At 63.9% G+C, this 25,565-nt stretch carries 19 protein-coding genes; 16 read left to right on the top strand and 3 right to left on the bottom strand.

Going from position 1 to position 25,565, the window contains the following annotated elements; all coding sequences use genetic code 11:
* Positions 1-254: 254 nt before the first annotated feature.
* Both narL and E0702_RS04240 read right to left on the bottom strand, forming a co-directional pair.
* A complete protein-coding gene (gene narL / locus E0702_RS04245) occupies positions 255-920 on the bottom strand; it encodes a two-component system response regulator NarL (RefSeq protein ID WP_132041727.1) in 666 nt (221 codons plus the stop codon).
* The gene (locus E0702_RS04240) at positions 917-2,851 is read right to left on the bottom strand and encodes a type IV pili methyl-accepting chemotaxis transducer N-terminal domain-containing protein (protein WP_132041726.1); all 1,935 of its coding nucleotides are present in this window, start codon (positions 2,849-2,851) and stop codon (positions 917-919) included. Before E0702_RS04240 ends, narL begins: the two co-directional genes overlap by 4 nt.
* Positions 2,852-3,006: 155 nt before the next feature.
* Between E0702_RS04240 and E0702_RS04235 the strand changes: the two genes are divergently transcribed.
* From E0702_RS04235 to E0702_RS04175, 13 genes are all read left to right on the top strand, one after another.
* Positions 3,007-4,284: an MFS transporter gene (locus E0702_RS04235; RefSeq protein WP_132041725.1), complete on the top strand. Its 1,278-nt coding sequence runs from the start codon at positions 3,007-3,009 to the stop codon at positions 4,282-4,284.
* 222 nt (positions 4,285-4,506) lie between these two features.
* Positions 4,507-8,301 (top strand): nitrate reductase subunit alpha, encoded by a 3,795-nt coding sequence (locus E0702_RS04230; RefSeq protein WP_132041724.1) that lies wholly within the window; start codon positions 4,507-4,509, stop codon positions 8,299-8,301.
* Positions 8,298-9,896, top strand: a complete 1,599-nt coding sequence (narH, locus tag E0702_RS04225) for a nitrate reductase subunit beta (protein WP_132041723.1) — start codon at positions 8,298-8,300, stop codon at positions 9,894-9,896. The genes E0702_RS04230 and narH overlap by 4 nt, the downstream gene beginning before the upstream one ends.
* A complete protein-coding gene (gene narJ / locus E0702_RS04220) occupies positions 9,889-10,680 on the top strand; it encodes a nitrate reductase molybdenum cofactor assembly chaperone (RefSeq protein ID WP_165927476.1) in 792 nt (263 codons plus the stop codon). The genes narH and narJ overlap by 8 nt, the downstream gene beginning before the upstream one ends.
* Before the next feature lie 11 nt (positions 10,681-10,691).
* Entirely contained in the window at positions 10,692-11,375 is a 684-nt protein-coding gene (gene narI, locus E0702_RS04215) for a respiratory nitrate reductase subunit gamma (RefSeq protein WP_132041722.1), read from the top strand.
* Between the two features lie 21 nt (positions 11,376-11,396).
* Positions 11,397-12,218: a peptidylprolyl isomerase gene (locus E0702_RS04210; RefSeq protein WP_132041721.1), complete on the top strand. Its 822-nt coding sequence runs from the start codon at positions 11,397-11,399 to the stop codon at positions 12,216-12,218.
* A gap of 115 nt (positions 12,219-12,333) precedes the next feature.
* Positions 12,334-12,939, top strand: coding sequence for a molybdenum cofactor biosynthesis protein B (moaB, locus tag E0702_RS04205; protein WP_132041720.1), 606 nt, complete (start codon positions 12,334-12,336; stop codon positions 12,937-12,939).
* On the top strand, positions 12,936-14,186 hold the full coding sequence (locus E0702_RS04200; RefSeq protein WP_132041719.1) for a molybdopterin molybdotransferase MoeA: 1,251 nt from the start codon (positions 12,936-12,938) through the stop codon (positions 14,184-14,186). Before moaB ends, E0702_RS04200 begins: the two co-directional genes overlap by 4 nt.
* The gene (locus tag E0702_RS04195; RefSeq protein WP_132041718.1) at positions 14,146-14,889 is read left to right on the top strand and encodes a Crp/Fnr family transcriptional regulator; all 744 of its coding nucleotides are present in this window, start codon (positions 14,146-14,148) and stop codon (positions 14,887-14,889) included. Before E0702_RS04200 ends, E0702_RS04195 begins: the two co-directional genes overlap by 41 nt.
* 97 nt (positions 14,890-14,986) lie before the next feature.
* Positions 14,987-15,958: a GlxA family transcriptional regulator gene (locus E0702_RS04190; protein ID WP_132041717.1), complete on the top strand. Its 972-nt coding sequence runs from the start codon at positions 14,987-14,989 to the stop codon at positions 15,956-15,958.
* 233 nt (positions 15,959-16,191) lie between these two features.
* Complete coding sequence (locus tag E0702_RS04185; protein ID WP_132041716.1) at positions 16,192-17,400, top strand: M24 family metallopeptidase; 1,209 nt, start codon at positions 16,192-16,194, stop codon at positions 17,398-17,400.
* 65 nt (positions 17,401-17,465) lie between these two features.
* The gene (locus E0702_RS04180) at positions 17,466-18,224 is read left to right on the top strand and encodes a creatininase (protein WP_132041715.1); all 759 of its coding nucleotides are present in this window, start codon (positions 17,466-17,468) and stop codon (positions 18,222-18,224) included.
* 83 nt (positions 18,225-18,307) lie between these two features.
* Complete coding sequence (locus E0702_RS04175) at positions 18,308-19,996, top strand: BCCT family transporter (RefSeq protein WP_132041714.1); 1,689 nt, start codon at positions 18,308-18,310, stop codon at positions 19,994-19,996.
* Positions 19,997-20,145: 149 nt separating this feature from the next.
* Here the strand turns inward: E0702_RS04175 and E0702_RS04170 are convergent, their stop codons facing one another.
* Entirely contained in the window at positions 20,146-21,009 is an 864-nt protein-coding gene (locus E0702_RS04170) for a LysR family transcriptional regulator (protein ID WP_132041713.1), read from the bottom strand.
* A gap of 263 nt (positions 21,010-21,272) precedes the next feature.
* Here E0702_RS04170 and E0702_RS04165 point away from each other — a divergent pair, with 263 nt between their 5' ends.
* The 3 genes from E0702_RS04165 to glyA all read left to right on the top strand — a co-directional run bounded on the left by E0702_RS04165 (position 21,273) and on the right by glyA (position 25,562).
* Positions 21,273-22,733, top strand: coding sequence for a sodium:solute symporter family protein (locus tag E0702_RS04165; protein WP_132041712.1), 1,461 nt, complete (start codon positions 21,273-21,275; stop codon positions 22,731-22,733).
* A 186-nt stretch (positions 22,734-22,919) separates the two neighbouring features.
* On the top strand, positions 22,920-23,957 hold the full coding sequence (locus E0702_RS04160) for a GlxA family transcriptional regulator (protein ID WP_132041711.1): 1,038 nt from the start codon (positions 22,920-22,922) through the stop codon (positions 23,955-23,957).
* 285 nt (positions 23,958-24,242) lie between these two features.
* Complete coding sequence (gene glyA, locus E0702_RS04155) at positions 24,243-25,562, top strand: serine hydroxymethyltransferase (protein ID WP_132041710.1); 1,320 nt, start codon at positions 24,243-24,245, stop codon at positions 25,560-25,562.
* Positions 25,563-25,565 lie beyond the last annotated feature (3 nt).

Below are 25,565 nucleotides of genomic sequence, written 5' to 3'. Positions count from 1 at the left end.
GCGGTGCTCGCATCGGCCATGATCGGGTTGATCAATATCAAGGCGCGCGAAGATGGGGGAAAGATACGCCGCGCGGCGGCATCGGGAAACGTGGCATGCGGCTCCCCCTGGCGGTGGCATACCTCCAGGGGGGTAGGAGAGGGTCGTTGTTAGCTTTATGTTTTTATTGGTTTATTTTTATTGTATAGGTAAGGGCAAGGAGCGCGTCGACGCCCCGGGGGTATTTGGAGGTATCCACACAGAGCCCGCTTCGGCTAGCGCTCGATGCCCTCCTGCACGGCCCACACCGCCGCCTCGACCCGCGAGCGCAGGTTGAGCTTCTTGAGCAGGTGCTTGACGTGCACCTTCACCGTGCCCTCGGTGATCTCCAGCTTGCGGGCGATCATCTTGTTGGAGAGCCCCGCGGCCAGCTCGCGCAGGATCTCGCGTTCCCGCTGGGTCAGGCTGTGGATATCCGGTGCCGCCGGCTGGCTGCGCTGCTTGCGCAGGGCATCGGCGAGCAGCGATGTCAGGCTCTCGCTGAGCACCATGCGACCCAGTGCCGCCTGGCGCAGCTGGCGAATCATCTCGTCGGGATCCATGTCCTTGAGCAGGTAGCCGTCGGCGCCAGACTGCAGGGCATTGACCACATCCTCTTCATGGTCCGAGACCGTGAACATCACCACGCGGCCGGCGAAGCCGTTGCCGCGCAGCCGCCTGAGCGTCTCGATGCCGTCGATTCCCGGCATGTTGAGGTCGAGCAGCACCATGTCGGGGTCGAGCTCCTGTGCCAGGCGGATCCCCTCTTCGGGCTCCCCGGCCTCGCCGGCGAGCAGCAGGTCATCCTCAAGTTCCAGCAGCTGGGAGACGCCGCGCCGCAGCAGCGGATGATCGTCGATGATCAGGATGGTGGCGGGGTGATCGGTCGTGATGGCGGTCATCCTCGACTCCTGTGGCCATGGGGGAAATCGGCCACCTCATCGGCATTCAGGGTGGCGTCGTCTGGGTGGGGGGTCACCTGCTGATGGATCAAGCGGGCGGTCTGGGGCGTGAAGATCAGCTCGACCCGTGTACCGCCGCCGGGGCGGTTATGCAGGCTCAGGCGGCCGCCCAGGGAGTCGGCGCGGTCGCGCATGATCACCAGCCCGTAGTGCATCGGTGGCGAGCTGTCGTCGGCCAGGCCGATACCGTCATCCTCGATGACAACGTGTAGCCGGGCCGCCTGGAAGCTGACGGAGACGGCGGTCCAGTGGGCATTGGCATGCTTGAGCACGTTGGCCAGCGCCTCGCGCACCACCTGCAGTACATGGATCTCCTCATTGGGACTGAGCAGATGGGGCGGTACATCGATCTCCAGGGGGACACTGAAACCGAGGCGCTCGCCGAACTCCCGTGCCGTCTGACGCAGTGCACTGGCCAGGCCCGGAGCCTCCAGCTTGAGGCGGAAGGTGGTCAGCAGCTCGCGCAGCTGACGGTAGGCGCTGTCGAGCCCGGTGCGCAGCTCGTCGAACACCGGCGCCTGGCTCTCCCGCGGCATCTCCTTGAGCTGCATGCGCTCCAGGCGCGCCACCTGCATCTTGAGATAGGAGAGTGACTGGGCCAGGGAGTCATGCAGCTCCCGGGCGATGATGGCGCGCTCGTTCATCAGCGACACCTGCTGCTGCTCCTCGATTCGACGCTGCAGATAGATCGCATTGGCCAGCTGGTCGGCCAGGGCATTGAGCAGGCGGCGCACGCTGTCGGTGAGGGGCTGGTTTTTGGGGTGCCACACCTCCAGGGTGCCGAGCATCAGCTCGCCGACGCTCACCGGCAGCAGCACGCACTCGCCCTGTTCGGTCTGCTCAAGCCTGAGCGGCACGGGGTCGATCAGGCAGGCGTGGCAGTCGTGATCGCGGCAATACTCCGGGCGGCGCGGCGAATGGGTGGCCAGTATCGGGATCTGGCGATCATCGTAGGGGTCGTTCAGCGATAGCCGAATCGGACCGACCTCGAGCAGCTGCTCCAGCTCGCGCAGCATGGGCGCGGCGCTGGCGCAGAGGTCGTTGCCACCGCCGTAGAGCGCGCGGCTGCCATCGTGCATCACCTCCATGGCTCGATTGCTGCGCTCGAGCTCCCGCTGCTTGCGCGAGGCACGTGCCTCCAGCTCGGCGTAGCTGGCACCGAGCTCCGTCGCCATGCCGTCCAGGGTGCGCCCGAGCAGGGCGAGCTCGTCGTTGCCCGTAAGGTGCGTTCGATAATCGAAGTTGCGTCGAGCGGCCTCGCGGGCGAGTACCACCAGCTGGCGCAACGGCACCACCAGGTTGTGACGAATATCATAGAGGGCGATCGCCACCACGACCGCGGTCAGTATCAGAAACAGGATCTGCAGGGCGCTGAGCAGCTGGATCTTCGATTCGCTGTTCCGTTCGAGGAGCCAGACCAGCCGGTCGATGTCCGCCACCAGGCTGTCCAGCGCCTGACGCAGCGGGTCGACCTGAATTCTTGCCTCGTCGATGGCCTGGCTCACCTGGGGAGCCAGCGCCGTGTGCCAGCTCGCCACCAGCAGCCGGTACTGCTCCCGCAGGGGATGGTCCTCGGCCGTGGGCAGCGTGGCGGTCAGTCGTGGGCTGGCCAGGCGGGTCTCCAGGCGTGACATCAGCGCTTCCACTCGCTCACGTTGCGCCGGTTCGGGGTGCCGCTCATAACGTTGCAGGGCCGCGACGATCTGGTAGGTGTTCATGCGCAGCGAGCCGGCCACGTTGATGGCGGCGGCGTCACCGCGGCTGTCGTGGGCCACCGTCATGGTGACCACGATACTGACCAGGGCCATGGCGCTGATGGCGAGCAGCGAGGCGACGATGCGGGCCACCAGGGAGTGTTGCAGCAGTTTCATAGTCTCCACAGGCCGTCGGGGAGTGGCGCATTGCATGGTGCTGGCTCGAGTCTACTACACCCAAGGGGGTAGGGCAGGTACCTCCACTGCCCCTTTGACCCCGGGGGCGGCTCTACAGAGACTTTGACCACACTCCACCGCTCCCTGGCCTTGCGATGCCCCACGTCTCCGAGCGCGATGCCGTCGTCGGCTACCGTCCCCTGGTGGTGGTCCTGCTGTCGCCGCTGGCCTTTGCGCTGGTGTTCGCCAGCTGGACCATCTTCGCGGTGCTGGGGCTGGAGCTGCGCGCCATGCTGGGGCTGAGTGAGCTCGGCTTCGCGCTTATGCTGGCCACCCCCATGTTGACCGGGGCGCTCGCGGCGCTGCCCATGGCCGCCCTGGCCCGGCGTCACGGGGGGCGGCGAGTGATGATCGCCTGCCTGCTGCTGATCTGTCCCTTCCTGTGGGCGGTGGCCCACTCCAGCACCTATCTGCACTTCCTGCTCGCCGGCGCCGGCCTGGGGCTGGGGGCCGGCTCGCTGGCGGCGGGGCTGGTCTATGTGGCCGAGCTGTCACCGCGGCGGCATGCCGGTCTGGCGCTGGGGCTCTATGGTGCCGGGATGGTGGGGGCCGGGCTTAGCTACCTGCTGCTGCCGCTGATCAGCCAGGCCTATGGCTGGCGCAGTGCCCCTCTGCTCTATCTGCTGCCGGTGCTGGCGGTGGCGGCGCTGTTGTGGCTGTTCGCCGATGACCCGGATCCCCCGGCCGCTTCGGGCGAGATCGACGATGACGACATGACGAGAGGAGAGCGGCCGGGCTGGCTCGAGGCCCTGCGACACTGGCGCCCCTGGCGACTGGCGGTGGTCTACAGCTTCTTCTATGGCGCCTTCGTGGCGCTGTCGCTGTGGCTGCCGGGCTACCTCGGTGACCAGTATGGCCTGGAGTTGCGAAGTGCCGCGCTGCTGGCACTGCCTTTCCCGCTGGCGGTGGGGCTGGGGCAGGTGGCTGGCGGCGCCTGGGGGGACGCCCACGACTTTCGCGCCCTGCGCTGGGGGGTCAGCGCCTGCGTGCTGGTCTGCCTGTTCCTGCTCTCCTACCCCCCCTTCACCATGCAGATCGAGGGGGTGGGCCGGGTGCTGACGCTGCACTATGCCGCGCCACTGTGGGGCTTTCTGACGCTGCTGGTGACCATGGGGCTGATCATGGGGGTGGGACAGGGCAGCCTGATGCGCATGATTCACCGCGACCACGGCAGTCAGCTGGCGCTGGTGGGTGGGCTGGCACTGACCCTGGGCGGCCTGTTTGGCGCTCTGCTACCGCTGATGTTCGCCCTGGGCAATCACTGGCTAGGCATCCGCACCGCGGGGTTCATGTTTCTCTACGCGTCGCTGGTGGTGTGCATGCTGGTGATGCTCTGGGATCACGTCAACGGCGCGGGGCGAAAAGGGGCCTGATAAAGGGGCCTGATAAAGGCGATACCTCGCCCATGATGGGCCTCTATCTCCTTGGTGGTACAGAGGCGGTATATGGAGGTAACCGGGCAGTAATCGTCGCGCCGATCACCCAGAATTGCCTGCATGTCACCGGCCTGGTCCACGCATGATGCGCACTCGATCCAGGCTGACCGAGTGGCCCCGCGAGGTCACACCTCTTTTTCAGGAGCCTGGAGAGCGACCATGAGTCACTTCATCGATCGGCTGAACTTCTTCCGCAAGGCCCGCGAGCCCTTTGCCAATGATCACGGCGAGCTGCGCGACGAGTCCCGCGGCTGGGAGAACGGCTACCGGCAGCGCTGGCAGCATGACAAGATCGTGCGCTCTACCCATGGGGTGAACTGCACTGGATCCTGCAGCTGGAAGATCTACGTCAAGAATGGCCTGGTCACCTGGGAGACCCAGCAGACCGACTATCCGCGCACCCGGCCCGACCTGCCCAACCACGAGCCGCGGGGTTGTCCGCGCGGTGCCAGCTACTCCTGGTACATGTACAGTGCCAACCGTCTCAAGTATCCGCTGATCCGCAAGCCGCTGCTCAAGCTGTGGCGCCAGGCGCTGAACGAGAAGAGGGACCCGGTCGAGGCGTGGGCCTCCATCGTCGAGGACCCGGCCAAGGCCAAGCAGTACAAGCGTGCCCGCGGCATGGGCGGCTTCGTGCGCGCCGACTGGAACGAGCTTAACCAGCTGATCGGCGCCTCCAACGTCTATACCACCAAGCAGTACGGGCCGGACCGCATCATCGGCTTCTCGCCGATTCCCGCCATGTCCATGGTCAGCTACGCCTCCGGTGCCCGCTATCTGTCGCTGATCGGCGGCGTCTGCCTGTCGTTCTACGACTGGTACTGCGACCTGCCCCCGGCCAGCCCCCAGACCTGGGGCGAGCAGACCGACGTGCCCGAGTCCGCCGACTGGTACAACTCCGGCTACATCATCGCCTGGGGCTCCAACGTGCCGCAGACGCGGACCCCGGACGCCCACTTCTTCACCGAGGTGCGCTACAAGGGTACCAAGACCGTCTCGATCACCCCGGACTACGCCGAGGTCTCCAAGCTCACCGACGAGTGGCTCTCCGCCAAGCAGGGCACCGATGCCGCCCTGGCCATGGCCATGGGTCACGTCATCCTCAAGGAGTTCCACCTCGAGAAGAGCAGCAGCTACTTCACCGACTATGTGCGGCGCTATACCGACATGCCGTTCCTGGTCGAGCTCGAGGCTCGCGAGGACGGCAGCTATGCGCCGGGACGCCAGATGCGCGCCAGCGACTTCGAGGCGAGCCTGGGCCAGGGCAACAACCCCGAGTGGAAGACCGTGGCGTGGGATGAGACCCGCGATCAGCTGGTGGTCCCGCGTGGCTCCATCGGTTTCCGTTGGGGTGAAAATAGCGGCGAGACCGGCGACGAGGTGGGCAAGTGGAACCTCGAGCCGCTGGACGCCGAAGGCACCGAGATCAAGCCGCTGCTGACCCTGGCCGACAGGCATGACGAGGTGGCGAAGGTCGCCTTCCCCTACTTCGGCGGCATCGCTCACGAACACTTCGATCACGTCAAGAGCGGCGGCGCCAGCGACGAGCTGCTGTTCCACAGCCTGCCCGTCAAGCGCCTGAAGAAGGCCGACGGCTCCGAGGCGCTGGCGGTCACGGTGTTCGACCTGATGTGCGCCAACTACGGCATCGACCGCGGGTTTGGCGAGGATGACGGTGCCACCTCCCTGGACGAGGTGAAGCCCTACACCCCGGCCTGGCAGGAGAAGATCACCGGCGTGCCCGCCGAGCAGGCCACCCGTATCGCCCGTGAGTTCGCCGAGAATGCCGACAAGACCCAGGGTCGCAGCATGATCATCGTCGGTGCCGGCATGAACCACTGGTACCACATGGACATGAACTACCGTGGCCTGATCAACATGCTGGTCATGTGTGGCTGCATCGGGCAGAGCGGCGGCGGCTGGTCCCACTATGTGGGGCAGGAGAAGCTGCGCCCGCAGACCGGCTGGACCCCGCTGGCCTTCGGCCTCGATTGGCAGCGTCCGCCGCGCCATATGAACGGTACCTCCTTCTTCTACAACCACTCCTCCCAGTGGCGCTACGAGAAGCTCGAGATCAAGGAGATCCTGTCGCCGCTGGCCAAGGCCGAGGACTACCCCGGCAGCCTGATCGACTTCAACGTGCGCGCCGAGCGCATGGGCTGGCTGCCTTCCGCGCCTCAGCTGGGTACCAACCCGCTGCGCCTGGCCGCGGCCGCCGAGGCCGCCGGCATGTCGACCCAGGACTACGCCGTCCAGCAGCTCAAGGAGGGCAAGCTCGCCTTCGCCGCGGAGGATCCGGACAATCCCCAGAACTTCCCCCGCAACATGTTCATCTGGCGTTCCAACCTGCTGGGCAGCTCCGGCAAGGGCCACGAGTACATGCTCAAGTACCTGCTGGGTACCCGTCACGGTATCCAGGGCAAGGACCTGGGCGACTTCGGCGGCCAGAAGCCGGAAGAGGTCAAGTGGCATGACGATGCCCCCGAGGGCAAGGTCGACCTGCTGGTGACCCTGGACTTCCGCATGTCCACCACCTGCCTCTACTCGGATGTCGTGCTGCCCACGGCGACCTGGTACGAGAAGGACGACCTCAACACCTCCGACATGCACCCCTTCATCCACCCGCTGACCGCGGCCACCGACCCGGCGTGGGAGTCGCGCAGCGACTGGGAGATCTTCAAGGGCATCGCCAAGTCCTTCTCCGCGGCCGCCGAGGGGCATCTGGGCGAGGAGACCGACCTGGTCACCCTGCCGCATCAGCACGACTCCCCGGCCGAGCTGGCTCAGGTCGATGTGAAGGACTGGAAGAAGGGCGAGTGCGAGCCCATTCCCGGCAAGACCATGCCGGCGCTGATCGAGGTCAAGCGTAACTACCCCGAGACCTATGAGCGCTTCACCTCCATCGGCCCGCTGCTCGAGAGCATCGGCAACGGCGGCAAGGGCATCAGCTGGAAGACCGAGTCCGAGGTGGACCTGCTCGGCAAGCTCAACCACCGCAAGACCGAGGGGCCGCACAAGGGCCGTCCGCGTCTCGACAGTGCCGTCGATGCCGCCGAGATGATCCTGACCCTGGCGCCGGAGACCAATGGCCAGGTGGCGGTGAAGGCCTGGGATGCGCTCTCCAAGATCACCGGGCGGGATCATACCCACCTGGCGCTGCCCAAGGAGGACGAGAAGATCCGCTTCCGCGACATCGTCGCCCAGCCGCGCAAGATCATCTCCAGCCCCACCTGGTCCGGCCTCGAGGACGAGCATGTCTCCTACAACGCCGGTTACACCAACGTGCATGAGCTGATCCCGTGGCGCACGGTGAGCGGTCGCCAGCAGTTCTACCAGGATCACCCCTGGATGCGCGCCTTCGGCGAGAGCCTGCTGGTCTATCGTCCGCCCATCGACACCAAGGCGGCGGTAAGCGTGGCCGAGCACGGTTTTGCAGAAAACAAGGACAACGGCAACCCGGAGATCGCGCTGAACTGGATCACTCCGCACCAGAAGTGGGGCATCCACTCCACCTACAGCGACAACCTGCTGATGCAGACCCTGTCGCGGGGCGGTCCGATCGTCTGGATGTCCGAGGACGATGCGAAATCCATCGGTGTCGAGGATAACGACTGGATCGAGCTCTACAACGCCAACGGCGCCATCGCGGCCCGGGCGGTGGTCAGTCAGCGGGTCAAGAACGGCATGGCGATGATGTATCACGCTCAGGAGCGGATCCTGAACATGCCGGGCTCCGAGATGACCGGCACCCGTGGCGGCATCCACAACTCGGTGACGCGTGTGTGTCCCAAGCCGACCCATATGATCGGTGGCTACGCGCAGCTCTCCTACAGCTTCAACTACTACGGCACCGTCGGTTCCAACCGCGATGAGTTCGTTATCGTGCGCAAGATGAAGAAGATCGACTGGCTGGACGGTGAAGGCAATGATTACGAGCAGGAGGCCGTGAAATGAAGATTCGTTCCCAGGTAGGCATGGTCCTCAACCTCGACAAGTGCATCGGCTGCCACACCTGCTCGGTGACCTGCAAGAACGTCTGGACCAGTCGTGAGGGAGTGGAGTACGCCTGGTTCAACAACGTCGAGACCAAGCCCGGCATCGGTTATCCCAAGGAGTGGGAGAACCAGGGCAAGTGGAAGGGCGGCTGGATGCGCCGCAAGGACGGCAAGATCGAGCCGCGCATCGGCGGCAAGTGGCGGGTGCTGGCGAATATCTTCGCCAACCCCGACCTGCCGGAGATCGACGACTACTATGAGCCGTTCACCTTCGACTACGAGCATCTGCACACCGCCAAGCAGGGGGAGCACCAGCCCACCGCGCGGCCGCGCTCGCTGATCTCCGGCCAGCGCATGAACAAGATCGAGTGGGGTCCCAACTGGGAGGAGATACTGGGCACCGAGTTCGCCAAGCGGCGCAAGGACATGAACTTCGAGAAGGTGCAGGCCGATATCTACGGCCAGTTCGAGAACACCTTCATGATGTATCTGCCGCGCCTGTGCGAGCACTGCCTGAACCCGACCTGCGTGGCGAGCTGCCCCTCCGGTGCCATCTACAAGCGCGAGGAGGACGGCATCGTCCTGATCGACCAGGACAAGTGCCGCGGCTGGCGGATGTGCATCTCCGGCTGTCCCTACAAGAAGATCTACTACAACTGGAAGACCGGCAAGTCCGAGAAGTGCATCTTCTGCTACCCACGCATCGAGGCCGGCCAGCCGACGGTCTGCTCCGAGACCTGTGTGGGCCGCATTCGCTACCTCGGTGTGCTGCTCTACGATGCCGACCGCATCGAGGAGGTGGCAAGCTCACCGGACGTGCGCGATCTCTATCATCGTCAGTGCGAGATCTTCCTGGATCCCAACGACCCGGAAGTGATCGCCCAGGCCAGGAAGGATGGCATCACCGATAACGTGATCAAGGCCGCCCAGGCCTCGCCGGTCTACAAGATGGCCATGGACTGGGGGCTGGCGCTGCCGCTGCACCCCGAGTATCGCACCCTGCCGATGGTCTGGTATGTGCCGCCGCTGTCGCCGATCCAGTCCGCCGCCGAGGCCGGCAAGGTCGAGTTCGACGGCGTGATGCCCAGGATCGAGTCGCTGCGCATTCCGGTGAAGTACCTGGCCAACATGCTGACCGCCGGTGAGGAGGAGCCCGTGGTGCTGGCGCTCAAGCGCCTGATGGCCATGCGCCTCTACATGCGCGGCAAGCATGTGGAGGGCCAGGCCAACACCGAGGTGCTGGAGGGCGTCGGCCTGACCGAGCAGCAGGTGGAGGAGATGTACCGCTACCTGGCCATCGCCAACTACGAGGATCGCTTCGTGATCCCCACCAGCCATCGCGAGATGGCCACCGAGGCCTTCCCGGAGCGTGGCGGCTGCGGCTTCAGCTTCGGTGATGGCTGCCACGGCGACAGCAGCGAGAGCCTGTTCGGCGGCCGCAAGACCACCGCGACCCTGGTGAAGCCGGTAGAGACCTTCGATCCCGGCTCTCAAGAAAAAGCACAGAGCAGTGCCCGGAGCGACAAGAAAACCGAGGAGGCCCGTCATGGCTGAAGCCGTACAACAGATGGAGCCGGTGGCAGACATGCTGAGCCTGCGCGTGCTGGCCCGGCTGCTGGACTACCCCACCGAGGAGCTCCAGGCCGCCGCCCCGGAGATGATCGAGATCCTCGATGCCGAGCGCCGCCTGTCGGCGGCGCGACGCACCGCCCTGATGGATTGGTGCCAGCGTCTCCTGGAGGCCGACCTTATGGATCTGCAGGCGGAGTATGTGGCGCTGTTCGATCGCGGTCGCAATACCTCGCTGCTGCTGTTCGAGCATGTGCATGGCGAGTCCCGCGACCGCGGCCAGGCGATGGTCGATCTGATGGCCGAGTATCGTGCCGCGGGCTTCGAGCTCGACGCCCATGAACTGCCGGACTATCTGCCGCTGTTCCTGGAGTATCTCTCCACCCGCTCCGAGGCCGAGATCGGCCGCTGGCTGGGGGAGATCCGCCATATCCTGGCGCTGCTGACCGCGCGTCTCGAGGAGCGTGAGGCCGATTATGCCCTGGTGCCCCTGGCGCTGCTGGCGCTGATCGGTGCCGATGACGACGTCGCCGCCCATCGCCGGACGGCGAAGGAGGAGGCGCCCGACTACACCGCCGAGGCCCTGGACGAGGTGTGGGAAGAGGAGGCGGTACGCTTCACCGCCGATTCCGACCAGGATTGTGCCCTGCAGTCCGCCGAGGGGCGCCGGCTGGCCGAGCGCAAGAAGGCCGTGCCCAGCGACCCCGTTCGAATCCTGCCCGGCAGTGCCGCGAGTAGCGCCGCCGACCGCGGCCCGACCGACCGTTAAGGAGAATCACCATGTTTTCCGAATATCTGCAACACCTGATCTACGGCTACTATCCGTATCTGGCCGGTACGGTGTTCCTGGTCGGCAGCCTGCTGCGTTACGACCATGGGCAATACACCTGGAAGACCGGCTCGAGCCAGATGCTCACCTCGAAGAACATGCGTCTGGCCAGCAACCTCTTCCATGTCGGCATCATCGTGATCTTCTTCGGCCACCTGTTCGGCATGCTGACCCCGCACTGGGTCTACGCACCCTTCCTGCACGCCGGCACCAAGCAGCTGATCGCCATCATCGTCGGCGGGGCGGCTGGCATTGCCTGCCTCGTGGGCGGCGCCATGCTGCTGCATCGCCGGATCACCAATCCGCGGGTGCGCGCCTCTTCTAGCCCCATGGATACCGTGATTCTCGGCCTGATCGTGTTCCAGGCGTTCCTGGGGCTGATCACCGTCATCTTCTCGCTGGGTCACCTGGACGGCGCGATGATGCTGACTCTCTCCAGCTGGGCCCAGTCGATCATCTTCTTCAGCGGCGGCGCGGCGGACTACATGGCCGAGGTCTCCTGGATCTACAAGATTCATATCTTCCTGGGCATGACCATCATTCTGCTGTTCCCGTTCTCGCGCCTGGTCCATGTGTGGAGCGTGCCCTTCGGCTACGTGACCCGTCGTTACCAGCTGGTGCGCAAGCGGGGCTGAAACGGTTTCGAGGAAAAAAGCATGCAAAAGATCGATATCGAGATGATTCCCGGGGGCGCGAGCCCCCCTCCCATCCGGGTCGGCGAGGCCACCATCGCGGAGGCCGACATCGCCCAGGAGATGCAGTATCACCCGGCGGACAGCGCCGGTACCGCCCAGCTCAAGGCCGCCCGCGCCCTGGTGGTGCGCGAGCTGCTCCGCCAGCGCGCCGCCGCCCTTGGCCTGGCCGATGCCGACGGTGCGGACCTCGACGAGGATGATGCCATCATCGCCGCCCTGCTGGAGCAGGAGCTGGAGGTGCCCGAGCCCTCGGAGGAGGACTGCAGGCGCTTCCACGCTACCCATGCCGAGCGCTTCAGTGAGCCGACGCGGCTGCAGGTTCGCCATATCCTGCTGGCCGCGGCGCCGGATGATGCCGAGGCCCGGGATGCCGGCTATCGTCTGGGCGAGAAGCTCGTCAAGGAGCTGGGCGAGCATCCCGAGCGCTTTACCGAGTTTGCCCAGCGCCACTCCGCCTGTCCCTCGAAGGAGGAGGGCGGCGAGCTGGGCTGGCTGGCCCCGGGCCAGACCGTGGCCGAGCTCGACGATGCCCTGCATCGCCTGCCCGAAGGGCTCCATGATCGACCCCTCGCCTCGCGTTACGGCTGGCATGTGGTCAGCATCGATGCCCGCCAGGAGGGGCGCGAGCGTCCCTATGAAGAGGTGGCCGAGCATGTGCGCCACAGCCTGCGCGAGCAGTCCACCCGCCGCGCCCTGCGCCACTATCTGATGGCGCTTCAGGCGGAGATCGGCGTCGAAGGCGTCAGCCTCGACGACGAGAGCGGCAGCGCCCTGATGCAGTAATCCCCTCCCTCGAGATCCTGTCGCTCCACCGGGCGGCAGGATCTTGCGCTTTCTTGATGCCCGTCACTTCCCCCCCACCCCGCTCCGCCGCACCATGGCCGGAAAGGAGGCCCTCATGTCCCATGTTTCTGCCAATACACCCTTTGCCCCTCTCGGTATCGCCGTGCTGACCGTTTCGGACACCCGCGGCTTCGCGGAGGATGGCAGCGGTGATCTGCTTTCCGCGCGCCTGACCGATGCCGGCCATACCCTGGTGGAGCGCTGCATAGTGCCCGACGACATCTATCGCATTCGGGCGGTGGTCTCGAAGTGGGTGGTACGCGACGACATCCAGGTGGTGCTGGTCAACGGCGGCACCGGCTTTACCACCCGCGATACCACCCCTGAGGCACTGGCCCCGCTGTTCGACAAGGCGGTCGATGGCTACGGCGAGCTGTTCCGCCATCTGTCGCTGGCCACGATCGGCACCTCCACCATTCAGTCCCGTGCCGTGGCGGGGCTGATCGACCGGACCCTGGTGTTTGCCATGCCCGGTTCGCCCAAGGCGTGTGCCACCGCCTGGGACGGTATTCTGCTCGAACAGCTCGATGCCCGTACCCGGCCCTGCAACTTCGTGGCCATGGTGCTGCCGCATGGCTCGAGCTGTGCCAGCCGCCAGCCCGAGGCGGCGCCTGGCGAGGCGCTGAGCGAGACGCAAAGCGGCGAGGAGGTTGGCGCATGAACTGCGGCTGTGCGGAGGTGATCACCCCGGGGCTGGTCGATCTGTTCGACGCGCGTGAGCGCATGGCCACCGCGGCCCGTCCGGTGGCAGGGGTCGAGCGGGTGGCACTGGAGGAGGCCGAGGGGCGCGTGTTGGGTGACGCTGTCGCCGCCGCCCTGGATCTGCCCGGCGTCGATAACAGTGCCATGGACGGCTATGCCCTGCGGCTGGCCGAGCTGACCCCCCGGGGCCTGCCGGTCATCCAGCGCGTACCCGCCGGTGCCGGCGTGATGCACCTCCCCGAGGGGGGCTGTGCGCGTATCTTCACCGGCGCCCCGGTACCCATCGGGGCCGATGCCGTGGTGCCACAGGAGAAGGTGCGTCTGGATGCCGAGGGCCGGGTGCATGTCGAGGGAGGCCTCTCTCCGGGGGCCAATATCCGCCGCCAGGGCGAGGAGAGTCGTGCCGGGACACCGCTGCTCGCCTCGAACACTCGTCTCGAGGCCGCCGCGATAGCCCTGCTGGCCAGTCATGGCATCGCCGAGGTAACGGTGAGGCGACGGGTGAGGGTCGCGCTGCTCTCCACCGGCGACGAGCTGATCGAACCGGGCCAGCCGCGTGCCCCGGGCCAGATCTTCGACAGCAACCGCGCGATGCTCAAGGCGCTGATGGCCCACCAGAGCATCGAGCTGATCGATATCGGCGTGGTTCTGGATGACCCTCATGAGCTGCATCGAGCCCTGGAACGGGCCCGCGACGAGGCCGATCTGGTAGTCTGTAGCGGTGGTGTATCGGTGGGCGAGGAGGATCATGTGCGCCCGGCCATCGAGCGGCTGGGGGGCATCGTCTTTCATGGGGTGGGGATCAAGCCTGGCAAGCCCTTCGCCCTGGGCTTTCTTGGTGAATCCCTCGACGCCGGCACACCTCTGGTCGCCCTGCCGGGCAATCCCGTGGCCTCGCTGGTGGGGTGGCAATTCCTCGCCCTGCCGCTGCTGCAGGGGCGCCAGGGCATGACGCCGCCGCCGCTGCAACGCTTCCCGGTCAAGGCCGGCTTTTCACGACGTGGGCCGCGTGGGCGCCGCGAATTGCTGCGCGTCGTGATCGACTGGAGTTCCGGCACACCGGTGGCGCAGCTGGCCGGTGGGCAGGGGTCGCATATGCTGAGTGCCGCCAGCCAGGCCCATGGCTACCTGCTGGTCGACGCGGATACCGATGTGGAGGAACACCATGCCTATGGATACTGCCCAGCCGCCCAGTTCGGCCGCTGACCTGCTGTTCAAGCCGCGCCAGCTGCGTGATCTGGTGCGCGGTGTGCCGTGGCTCGGTGCGCTCTCCGACGCGGAGGTCGAGGCGCTGCTCGAGGACTGCGAGCCGCGCACCCTGGCCAGCCGCGAGTGGCTGTTTCGCCAGGACACCCCTGCCGAGTGGCTGCATATCGTGATCAGCGGGGCGGTACGGCTGGTGCGCAGCGCCGGCGACGGCCGGCTGGCCACCATCCGCTGCGTGGAGCGAGGGGGCACCCTGGGCGAGCTGAGCATGGTCTCCCGAGAGGGCGTCTATCTCTACTCCTCCGAGGCGCTGCGCCGAACCCATGTGCTGTCGATCCCTGCCGCGCGCTGCCGCGAGGCCATGGATCGTCACCCCGAATGTCGCGCCGAGTTCATGAGTCGCCTGGCGCTGGAACTTACCGACCGTCTCGAGGACATGGCGCTGCTGACCCAGGGCGATGCCATGTCGCGGCTGGTCAGCTACATCCTGCGCCAGCTACCATCGGGGCGAAGCAACGAGCCGCGAGTGGTGCGCCTGACCATTCCCAAGCGCTGGCTGGCCGCCCAGCTGGCGGTGACCCCGGAGACCCTCTCCCGACTACTGGGCAAGCTGCGCGACAGCGGCGCCATCAATATCGATCGTCAGCGGCTCACGGTGCTCGACGAGCAGAAGATGCGCGATCTGATGGTGGTTGACGATTAAGCCCAATCCAGAAGGGTGGCAAGGCGTTGTGGCAGATGAAGGGGCAGGTGAGAGGGGTGGCGAATGAGAGAATCGGCGGCTGACGAGAGGGGAGAGCGTGCGACTGGAGTACACGGGCCCGTTGCCCGAGCAGGTGGGGTTTCTACTGCTGCCGCAGTTCTCGATGATGGCGTTCTTCGCCGCGGTGGAGCCGCTGCGTATCGCCAACCGCATCAGCGGTCGGCCACTGTTCGACTGGACACTGATCAGCGTCGATGGCGAGCCGGTCACCGCCAGTAATGACATGACCCTGCTCGTCGACTGCGCCATCGACGAGGTTCACCATCTTCCCTCCCTGGCGGTATGCAGCGGCTTCGAGCCCGAGGCCTACCTCGGTCGCCCGTTGATGGCATGGTTGCATCGCCTCGACCAGGCCGGGGGAGCCCTGGGGGGGCTGGATACCGGCTGTTTCCTGCTCGCCGCCGCCGGCCTGCTCAAGGGCGAGCGGGTCACCCTGCACTGGGAGAGTCTGCCCGTCTTCCGCGAACGCTTCCCCGCCATCCCCACCTCCGATGAGCTTTTCGAGCTCGGCGAGCGGCGCTTCTCCTGTGCCGGCGGAGCCGCGGCCATGGACATGGCCCTGGCGGTGATCGCCCGACGTCACGGCACGCGGCTGGCCATCGATGTCTCCGAACAGCTGATCCACGAACGGTTGCGCAGTCGCGGCGACCAGCAGCGGATGACCCTGGCGCGACGCCTGGGAACCCATAACCGTCGCCTTGTGGAGGCGGTAGCGCTGATGGAGCGCCACCTGGAAGCCCCATTGTCGGTGGCAGAAATCGCCCGCCGCTGCGGTGTCTCCCTGCGACAGCTGCAGCGCCTCTTCGAACGCCACCTCACCGCTACTCCACGTAGCTGGTACCTGGGCCTGCGCCTGGAGCGTGCCCAGCACCTGCTTATCGAGACCGACATGGATGTACTCGCCATCGGCCTGGCCTGTGGCTTCTCCTCCGCGTCCAGCTTTTCGCGGGCCTTCAGCGAACGCTATGGCCATTCTCCGCGGGAGGCACGCCGTCAAGGCTCCCAATAGCCGCTCCTCAAGATCTCCCTGGCTATCAAGTCATTGAATATATGGCGTATTTCGCTCGCTAATGGGGGGATTTGCACTAGTCATTGGTGCAACGGAAGGTGTCTGGCCATAGTCATTCGTACCAGCAGTAACCCGTACAACATGGCAAGCGAGGGGCGTCCCGATACCGGCATCAGAGGCCGGAAACGCCTGGCTGGTATGACGATTCCGTTGACACAAGAGGAGATAACAACATGCAACTGCCGTCACTGATCGAGATCCCCAACGGCGAGAAGGTGGTACCGACGTTCTCCGATAACGAGATGAAGGGACGCCTCGCTCGCCTGCGCGACTACATGGCGAAGAACCAGGTCGATGCTGTCGTACTGACCTCCTATCACAACATCAACTACTTCAGTGACTTCGTCTACTGCAAGTTCGGCCGTGACTACGGCCTGGTGGTGACCCAGGACAACTTCACCACCGTGACCGCCAACATCGACGGTGGTCAGCCCTATCGCCGCAATCGTCTGGGCGACAACATCGTCTACACCGACTGGCAGAAGGACAACTTCTTCAAGGCCGTCAAGCAGCTCTGTGAAGGCAAGCGTCGCGTCGGCGTCGAGTATGACCACATGACGCTGCAGAACAAGCAGAAGCTCCTCGATGCCCTGGGTGATGTCGAGCTGGTCGACGCCGGCGTCCCCACCATGCAGATGCGCATGGTCAAGTCCGACGAAGAGATCGCGCTGATCCGCCAGGGTGCTCGCATCGCCGACGTGGGTGGTGTGGCCGTGCGCGATGCCATCTACGCCGGCGTGCCGGAGTATGAGGTGTCGCTGGCCGGTCAGGCCGCCATGGTGCGCGAGATCGCCAAGACCTACCCCAACAGCGAGCTGATGGATACCTGGGTGTGGTTCCAGTCCGGAATCAACACCGACGGTGCTCACAACCCGGTGACCAGCCGCCGCGTGCAGCCCGGTGATATCCTCAGCCTGAACACATTCCCGATGATCTCCGGCTACTACACCGCCCTGGAGCGCACCCTGTTCCTCGGCCATGCCTCCGACGAGCACCTGCGTCTGTGGGAGGTGAACTGCGAGGTGCACCGCCGCGGCCAGGAGCTGATCAAGCCCGGGGTGCGTTGCTGTGACATCGCCCATGAGCTCAACGAGATCTTCGCCAAGCACGACCTGCTCAAGTACCGCACCTTCGGTTACGGCCACTCCTTCGGCACCCTGAGCCACTACTACGGCCGCGAGGCGGGTCTGGAGCTGCGTGAGGACATCGAGACCGTGATCGAGCCCAACATGGTGGTCTCCATGGAGCCGATGATCACCGTACCGGAGGGTCTGCCGGGTGCCGGCGGCTACCGCGAGCACGATATCCTGGTGGTCAACGAGCATGGAGCCGACAATATCACCGGTTTCCCGTATGGCCCGGAGCACAATATCATCAAGTAATGTTTTAACGACAAAGGGGGAGCTCTGCTCCCCCTTCTTGACGATAGCGTGCGGGGAGAAACGTGATGAGTAGTGTCAAGATAGAAAACCTTGACTGGGTAACCTACAAGTCGCTGACGGAAAGTGGTCAGTGCAGAATCATCCTCCCGGTGGGGGCCATCGAGCAGCATGGACCGCATATGTCGCTCAATCCCGATGTGCTGATTCCCAGCCATATTGGCGAGAAGGTGGCGGAAAGAAGCCACAATATGCTGGTGGCTCCCGCCATCAGCTATGGATACAAGTCACAGGTGAAGTCTGGTGGGGGCAACTTCTTTCCCGGTACGACTTGCGTGTCGGGCGCTTCGCTCGAGAACTATGTATTCGATGTGCTGCAGGCCTATGTCAACCATGGGAATCGCGAGTTCATCCTGATCAATGGCCACTTCGAGAACTCCATGCACCTCTGCGAGGCCGCCGACAGGCTGGTCAACAAGTGCAAGGGCGAGGGGATTTCGATCAGGATCTACCTGCTCTCCTACTGGGACTTCATCAGCGATGAGACTATCGAGAAGGTGTTCCCCGATGGTTTCACAGGCTGGGCCGTTGAGCATGGCGGTGTGCTGGAGACGTCGATCATGCTCAAGCTTCATCCTGAGCTCGTCGACATGTCGAAGGCTGTCGACGTAGAGCCGGCCACCTTCCCTCCCTACGATGTCTTTCCTCCCGATCCTTCCTGGGTAGCACCGTCCGGGACCCTGTCTTCTCCGCTCAATTCGACGCCTGAGAAGGGGGAAATGATCCTTGAGGAGTGTATATCGGGAATCGTATCGCACTTGAACTGATTCACTGTCATGGGTTCCGAGTCACCCTTGGAGCCCTGAGATGTCAGGGATGATGCCAAGTATAATAATAGCGAGGTATCAAGATGTCAGATAAAGAACCGGTCACGGTCCCGCGATTCACGGGACGAGACCTCCCCCCCTTCGGTCGACTGGTCATCCAGTTTGCTCCTCCCATCGCCATCATTGCGCTGATCCTGATGGTGCTTGGTAACCCCGATGGTGTTGCCTCGGTCATCTTCGACATGAGGACCTATGTCACGGGTGGCTTCACCTGGCTGTTTATCCTCTATTCGCTCTTTGCCGTCGCGGTATGCGGCTGGCTGGTGTTCAGCAAGGTCGGCAGCCGAGTCAGGCTGGGGGGGCCCAAGGCGAAGCCCGAATATAGCAACTTTGCCTGGTACTCGATGCTGTTCGCCTGTGGCCAGGGGATCGGCCTGATCTTCTGGTCGGTAGCCGAGCCCATCATGCTGCGTGACTCCAGCCCGGTCTTCGAGGCAATGGAAGGCAATGTAGCGGGCGGCGGTATCGTTTGGGCCTACTTTCACTGGGGCTTCACCGCCTGGGCCATGTACTGCGTCGTGGCGGTGTGTCTCGCCTATTCGCATCACAACCTGGGCAAGACCCTGACCTTCCGCGAAGCAACGGTGGACCTGCTGCCGCGCTGGGCGCGTGGTGGTGCCGGTGTGGTCGTCGAGCTGCTGGCGATCATGGCAACCATTCTGGGGCTCTCTACCTCCTTTGCCTTTGCGGCGATGCAGTTCACCGCGGGTCTCACCTCATTCACAGGCGTAACCTCAGGGCCCACCATCTGGCTGTTTGTCATTGTGGGACTCGGTACCGCCGCGGCGATCTCGGCCTTCTTCGGCATCAGCAAGGGGATGCGCTTGATCAGTGAGACGAACTCGATCCTGAGTGTGGTGCTGGTGGTGGCCGCCTTCATCTTCGGGCCGACGCTGTTCATCATCTCCAATATCACCCAGACCTTCGGCTCCTACTTCACTAACTTCGTTCCCATGAGCTTCTGGACCGATGCCCCGAGCACGGCCGAGCCACTGACCTCCTGGCAGCAGAGTTGGAATGGCTGGTGGACCGTCTTCATCTGGTGCTGGGTGATTGCCTTCTCCCCCTTCGTGGCTGGCTTTATCGCCAGGATCTCGCGGGGACGTACGCTGCGTGAATTCGTTATCGGTGTCACCATCATCCCCTCCTTTATCGTCATGCTCTGGATCGGCGTTCTCGGTTCCGCGGCGATCTATTACGATGACAAGAGTGGCCGTGGGATCTCCGATGCAGTGAATGCGGATGTCGCCAGCGGACTCTTCGCGATGCTGGAATCCATACCGGTGATCGGCAGCTTGTTGCTGGTGGTGGCGACGGTACTGGTGGCAACCTACTACGTGACATCGCTGGATGCCGGCACCTATGCTCTGGCGGACTTCGTTTCCGCACCGAAGCGTGCAGGCGCCTGGTTCCGTGTGGTCCTGGTTCTCAGCATCGGCGCGGTGGCGACGATACTGCTCACCCTGGGGGGCAGTGGAGTGGTCGATACGGTCCAGACCGGGACCATCATTGGCGCCTTCCCCTTCTCCATCGTGATCATTCTGATGATCGTGAACACCATACGGCGCCTGCGCAGTCGCGACAGGGCGACCAGAGAGCTGGAGAAAGTGGTCAATGATCCTGATCCCAATGTGGAGCTCAAGATCAACGAGGAGGGAGATATCCGAACGGTGTCCGCCGGCGAAATGAAACCGGGGGCGTCGAGCTCCTGACACCCAGTTCTCTATCATGTCTATCAATCGGCTCACTGGGCGATAGGGTGGTAGATAGCCATTAGAAGAAGGCAGGTAACCCGATAGCGATAAGGATAGTCTGTCGGATCACCTGCCTTCGGTCATTCTGGACCGATGGATCTATACGGTTAGATATTGGCGATTCCCGTCCTTAGAAAGTCGAGCACGTGGCGGGACGCCACATTCAACTCCGGCTCCTTGTAGTAAAGACCGATGCAGACGCGCTCCAGATCAGGAAGTGAGTTCGTGTTGACGGCATGCTTGAGGTGGTCAGGAATGACGGAGCTGGCCATCGCAGTGATGCCAAGTCCCTCCTCAACGGCCGAGAAGATGCCCAGCAGGCTGGTGCTGGTATACATGAAGCGGTAGGGGTGTTCCTGACTCTGCAGGGCCTCCTCCATGATCGAGCGATAGACACACCCCTGAGGATAGGCAATCAGGGGGAGCGGACTATCGGCGCCACTGACCAGGTGATCTTCCCTGAAGACCCACTCTAGCCTTTCCAGGCGATAGTCGCGAGAGTCTCTATCCTCATGTTCCTTCTCGCGCTCCATGGCCATGGCGATATCATAATGGCCCTTCTGGTAGCGCTGAAGGATCACCTTGCTGATCTCGCAGTCGACCTCGACGATGATGTTGGGGTAGACGCGGGATAGCTTGCGTAGTGCCTTGGGCAGAAAGGCCAGCTCGAAGTCGTTGGGAATGCCCAGGCGCACCTTCCCCGAGATATTTTCGCCCCTTACCTTGGCGATGACCCGGTCATTGATCTCCAGTATCTGCCTGGCCGCCTTGTAGAGATACTCTCCATCCTCGGTAAGCTCCAGGCTGGAGCCTCTGAGGAAAATCTTTGTGCCGAGGATCTCCTCCAGCTTCTTGACTTGCAGGCTGATGGCGGGCTGCGAGCGACCCAGCAGTTCGCCAGCGCTGGTAAAGCCACCGAGATCCTTGATGGTGACGAAGGTCCTCAGAAGATCGGTGGGTATATTAGTCATTATTGGCCCATTTCGATGTCTGATCTGTGTATTGAGTATACAAATTGGCGCCTATCAGGCTGGCAAAATACCTTGAAGATGTAGAAACGAATAACTCGATAACACTGCTGCCGTTCCAAGAACAAGAGGTATAGGCATATGGACTCCTGGGTGTTGACCACCTTCCTGATACTGACAATCTACATGCTGGTGCATGCCGGCGCCGCCTACCTACGGAGAGAGCTGAAAAGAAAGTCTACCAATGGATCAGCGAGGCAGTAATCATGGATTCCTACAAGCTATTCAACTGGGGGCTTCTGTTCCTCACCTTCGGCCTGATGATCTACCTGGGCTTCCTTTCATCCAGAATCATGAAGAAGGATGATGAAGGCGGCTTCCTCGTCGCTGGACGTTCGCTGGGCGCCTTCGTCGGTGCCAGTACCATCGTCGCCACCGGCTTCAGTGGCTGGGGATTCATGGGTTCACCGGGCGTGACCTACCAGTTTGGCGCCATCGAGGTGCTGGGCAACTTCTTCTTCGCCCCGGCGATGATGATTGCCGTGCTCTATTTCGCGCGCTTCCTGCAGCGCAAGGCCATCGACATGGGCAGCAACACCATTCCCGAGTATATCGCCCAGATTCATGGCGGCGGCACTATGGGCCGGCTCGTGCAGGGGGTTGCGGCGCTTATCACCATCCTGCTGCTGCTGGTGTTCCTGACCAGTCAGATCAAGGCCGTCGGCCTGCTGGGAGCCAGCTGGCTGGGCATCGAGCTGACCCAGAGCGCTCTGTTGATGGTCGGCGTCATCATTCTCTACACGATGCTGGGCGGCCTGGCCGCGGTGGCCTGGACCGATACCGTGATGGTCTGTGGCATGTCGGTCGCCGCTGTCATCATCATGGTGCAGATCTTCACGTCGATAGATCTGGGCAGCTGGGAGGCGTCACTCAATGCCATCGACCCGGAGCTTCTGAATCCTACCACCGGTGCTCATTATGGCGATAGCACGGCGACGGTGTTCCTGGTGCTGCCCTATGCCTTCCTGTTCGCCGCGGTCCTGCCGTTCATGGCAATACGCTTCCTGGCCTTCAAGCCGGACGTCAAGCTGCATAAGGCGGGCGTCTATGTGGCGATCCTGGGTGCCCTGTTGAGCCTGGTGCCGCTCGTCGGTCTCTATATGCGGGCTCAGATGCCGGACCTGGCCGATCCTGACAATGCCATGCCAGCCTATCTCGAGCACTTCATGCACCCGGCACTCCAGGGCTTTATCACCCTGTTTATCCTGTTCGCCATGAAGTCCACCGCGAACTCGCTGCTGCATACCGTGGCTTCGGCGACCTCCCATGACCTGCGGCTTGCCCTGTTCAACAATCTTTTCCATAGCCAGCGGCTGGTGCTGTGGGTCAATCGTCTGGCCGTCGTGGCCCTGGGTATCGTCGCCCTGCTGATGATGCTCTATGCGCCGCCCTTCATGCTCTCCTGGCTGGGCATCCTCGGCACCGGCACGCTGCTGGCCAGCATGATCGGTCCGGTGTTTATCTCCACCTTCTGGCAGGGTAGCGCCTGGGGAGCCCTGGTCGCCATGCTGGCTGGCTTCGGTACCAGCGGCTACATGATGCTGTTCGCCGATGTGGGTTGGCTGATCGGGCCGCTGACAGGCTGCGTGGTCTCCTCGATCTGCTACGTTGGTGTGTCGCTGGTAACGCCCCGCATCCGGCTGAGTGGTTCGGCGGCTCGCATCTAAGCTTGTTTGTCCCATGCCATGGCGGCGCCCGCAGACTCTGCGGGCGCCGCTGTTTGTGGTGTATTTGTGATTTAGATGCGGGTAGGGCTGCCTGGATGATTACCTCGTGATCTTGCGGGGTAGAGTGGAGCCTGGGCCTTGATCATCCTGGCGGCTTGTTTCGCCACCCATATCTGGACATAGCTAATGAGCACACACCTGGCAGACGAGCCCCTCACCATCGGCTTCGTCCTGCTGAACCGTTTCACCCTGATGCCCTTCGCCGCCTTCGTCGACTGTCTTCGTCTGGCCGCCGACGAGGGCGACCGTAGCCGGCAGTTGCGTTGTCGCTGGACCTTCATGGCCAGTAACGGCGAGGCGGTGCTCTCCAGCAGCGGTGCGGCCATTTCGCCCTGTGAGCCCTTCAGCGACCCGGGAGAGTTCGACTATATCGTGGTCGTGGGGGGCGTTCAGGCGGATGGCGACCGGCAGGATAGTGCTGCCCTGGCCTACCTGCGTGAGGCGGCCGGTGCCGGCGTTCCGTTGGTGGGGCTCTGTACCGGGGTGTTCGCGCTGATCCAGGCTGGCCTCATGAAGGGGCGGCGCTGCTGCGTCAGCTGGTATCACCACCGCGACCTGGTACAGCGCTTTCCGGCCATCGAGCCGGTGGCCGACCGACTGTTCATCGACGACGGAGACCGGCTGACCTGTGCCGGCGGTGCGGCGGCGGCCGACCTGGCGGCCTATCTGATCGAGCGTCATCAGGGCAAGGCCTGGGCCATGAAGAGCCTGAATATCATGCTCCTCGACGAGGCCCGAGCCGGTACCCATCCTCAGCCTCAGCCGGTGGTGTTCGGCAAGATCGAGGACCGTCTGGTTCGCCGCGCCATCGCGGTGCTCGAACAGCATCTGGGGGAGGCGCTGACGATGGAGGCACTGGCCGAGCGCGTTGGCACCTCGCGCCGTAATCTGGAGCGGCGGTTCCGCGATACGCTTGGCGTCAGTCCGCTCAAGTTTTCTCGAGACCTGCGTCTGCGTTATGGCCTCTGGCTGTTGCACTACACCGGCAAGAGCATCACCGCGATCGGCGAGCGCTGCGGCTTCGCCGATACCGCCCACTTCTCGCGCCACTTTCGCAGCGCCTTCGGCACCACGCCGTCGGAAATGCGCAAGCGGGCCAGCGAACCGGGCGGCGATCGGGTCGACCCCTTCTTCCTGCATATCGACGACCAGTCTGTACCTTGAACCCTCGGCCACCCTCCAGGTTTTTCGCCCCCTCACGCTTTCCCTAAGTACATTGAAACCTGCTGTTGTCCGCCGCTCGAGTGGTGGCCAGCCTGCTTCGGCGTTCAGAAATCCTGTCGCATCTGTTCAATCCCTTCCTGCCACAGTCGTCTTTAATCGAGTGGTATGCAGAACTCGCAGCGTGGTGGTTATCCACGCATAAGGATTTCAAATTTTTCCTTCTGATGGGTAGGCGCTAGATTCGAGGTACACCCTGCCCGACATCGATAACAACAGGAGCCAGTCATGAACCAGGTAGGTCTTGCCAACTTCGATTCCCAGATCGCCGCTGCCGTCGCCGACGAGGTGGCCCGCCAGGAGGCCCATGTCGAACTGATCGCCTCCGAGAACTATGCCAGCCGTGCGGTGATGGAAGCCCAGGGCACCCAGCTGACCAACAAGTATGCCGAAGGCTATCCCGGCAAGCGCTACTACGGCGGCTGCGAGCATGTCGATGTGGTGGAGCAGCTGGCCATCGACCGCGCCTGCGACCTGTTCGGCGCTGACTACGCCAACGTTCAGCCGCACTCCGGCGCCCAGGCCAATGCCGCGGCGTTCATGGCGCTGGTCAAGCCCGGCGACACCATTCTCGGCATGAGCCTGGCCCACGGCGGCCACCTGACCCACGGTGCCGCGCCGAACTTCTCGGGCAAGCACTACCATGCCGTGCAGTATGGCCTGAATCCGGAGACCGGCGAGATCGACTACGAGGAGGTCGAGCGCCTGGCACGCAGCCACAAGCCCAAGCTGATTATCGCCGGCTTCTCCGCCTATGCGCGTGTCGTCGACTGGCGCCGCTTCCGCGCGATCGCCGATGAGGTGGGCGCCTGGTTCATGGTCGACATGGCCCACGTGGCCGGCCTGATTGCCGCGGGTCATTACCCCAGCCCGGTGCCCCACGCCCACGTGGTCACCACCACCACCCACAAGACCCTGCGCGGCCCGCGCGGTGGCCTGATCCTCTCCGCCGCCGGCGATGCGGGTCTCTACAAGAAGCTCAACGGCGCGGTCTTCCCGGGTCAGCAGGGCGGCCCGCTGATGCATGTCATCGCCGCCAAGGCGGTGGCGTTCAAGGAGGCCATGAGCCAGGAGTTCGTGCAGTACCAGCAGCGCGTCATCGACAACGCCCGCGCCATGGCCGGCGTGTTCCTGGAGCGTGGCTATGATGTCGTCTCCGGCGGCACCGACGACCACCTCTTCCTGGTCTCGCTGATCAAGCAGGGCGTCACCGGCAAGGATGCCGATGCGGCACTCGGCCGTGCCCATATCACCGTCAACAAGAACGCCGTGCCCAACGACCCCCAGAGCCCCTTCGTCACCTCCGGCCTGCGCATCGGCACCCCGGCGGTGACCAGCCGTGGCTTCGACGAGGCCGAGTGCAGTGAGCTGGCCGGTTGGATCTGCGACATCCTTGACGTGCTGGCTGACCAGAAGTCGACGGAGTCCGTGGAGGCGCAAGTGCGCGAAAAGGTGGACAAGCTCTGTGGACGCCACCCGGTCTATGGCGACTCTGCCGTCACGGGTCACCAGACCCCCGCCCAGGCCGATGCCGCGTCAGCGGTCTGATCG

Source organism: Halomonas marinisediminis (assembly GCF_004347715.1).
Classification (GTDB): domain Bacteria; phylum Pseudomonadota; class Gammaproteobacteria; order Pseudomonadales; family Halomonadaceae; genus Halomonas; species Halomonas icarae.
Note: the sequence above shows the minus strand (reverse complement) of the source record. Positions and strands in the feature narration are given on the sequence as shown.

What these genes read in the sequence shown, in the direction of transcription:
- narL (WP_132041727.1), bottom strand. Translation starts at nt 920, where the DNA reads ATGACCGCCATCACGACCGATCACCCCGCCACCATCCTGATCATCGAC.
- moaB (WP_132041720.1), top strand. Translation starts at nt 12,334, where the DNA reads ATGTCCCATGTTTCTGCCAATACACCCTTTGCCCCTCTCGGTATCGCC.
- E0702_RS04235 (WP_132041725.1), top strand. Translation starts at nt 3,007, where the DNA reads ATGCCCCACGTCTCCGAGCGCGATGCCGTCGTCGGCTACCGTCCCCTG.
- glyA (WP_132041710.1), top strand. Translation starts at nt 24,243, where the DNA reads ATGAACCAGGTAGGTCTTGCCAACTTCGATTCCCAGATCGCCGCTGCC.
- E0702_RS04195 (WP_132041718.1), top strand. Translation starts at nt 14,146, where the DNA reads ATGCCTATGGATACTGCCCAGCCGCCCAGTTCGGCCGCTGACCTGCTG.
- E0702_RS04200 (WP_132041719.1), top strand. Translation starts at nt 12,936, where the DNA reads ATGAACTGCGGCTGTGCGGAGGTGATCACCCCGGGGCTGGTCGATCTG.
- E0702_RS04165 (WP_132041712.1), top strand. Translation starts at nt 21,273, where the DNA reads ATGGATTCCTACAAGCTATTCAACTGGGGGCTTCTGTTCCTCACCTTC.
- E0702_RS04210 (WP_132041721.1), top strand. Translation starts at nt 11,397, where the DNA reads ATGCAAAAGATCGATATCGAGATGATTCCCGGGGGCGCGAGCCCCCCT.
- E0702_RS04185 (WP_132041716.1), top strand. Translation starts at nt 16,192, where the DNA reads ATGCAACTGCCGTCACTGATCGAGATCCCCAACGGCGAGAAGGTGGTA.
- narI (WP_132041722.1), top strand. Translation starts at nt 10,692, where the DNA reads ATGTTTTCCGAATATCTGCAACACCTGATCTACGGCTACTATCCGTAT.
- E0702_RS04180 (WP_132041715.1), top strand. Translation starts at nt 17,466, where the DNA reads ATGAGTAGTGTCAAGATAGAAAACCTTGACTGGGTAACCTACAAGTCG.
- E0702_RS04175 (WP_132041714.1), top strand. Translation starts at nt 18,308, where the DNA reads ATGTCAGATAAAGAACCGGTCACGGTCCCGCGATTCACGGGACGAGAC.
- narH (WP_132041723.1), top strand. Translation starts at nt 8,298, where the DNA reads ATGAAGATTCGTTCCCAGGTAGGCATGGTCCTCAACCTCGACAAGTGC.
- narJ (WP_165927476.1), top strand. Translation starts at nt 9,889, where the DNA reads ATGGCTGAAGCCGTACAACAGATGGAGCCGGTGGCAGACATGCTGAGC.
- E0702_RS04170 (WP_132041713.1), bottom strand. Translation starts at nt 21,009, where the DNA reads ATGACTAATATACCCACCGATCTTCTGAGGACCTTCGTCACCATCAAG.
- E0702_RS04230 (WP_132041724.1), top strand. Translation starts at nt 4,507, where the DNA reads ATGAGTCACTTCATCGATCGGCTGAACTTCTTCCGCAAGGCCCGCGAG.
- E0702_RS04240 (WP_132041726.1), bottom strand. Translation starts at nt 2,851, where the DNA reads ATGAAACTGCTGCAACACTCCCTGGTGGCCCGCATCGTCGCCTCGCTG.
- E0702_RS04160 (WP_132041711.1), top strand. Translation starts at nt 22,920, where the DNA reads ATGAGCACACACCTGGCAGACGAGCCCCTCACCATCGGCTTCGTCCTG.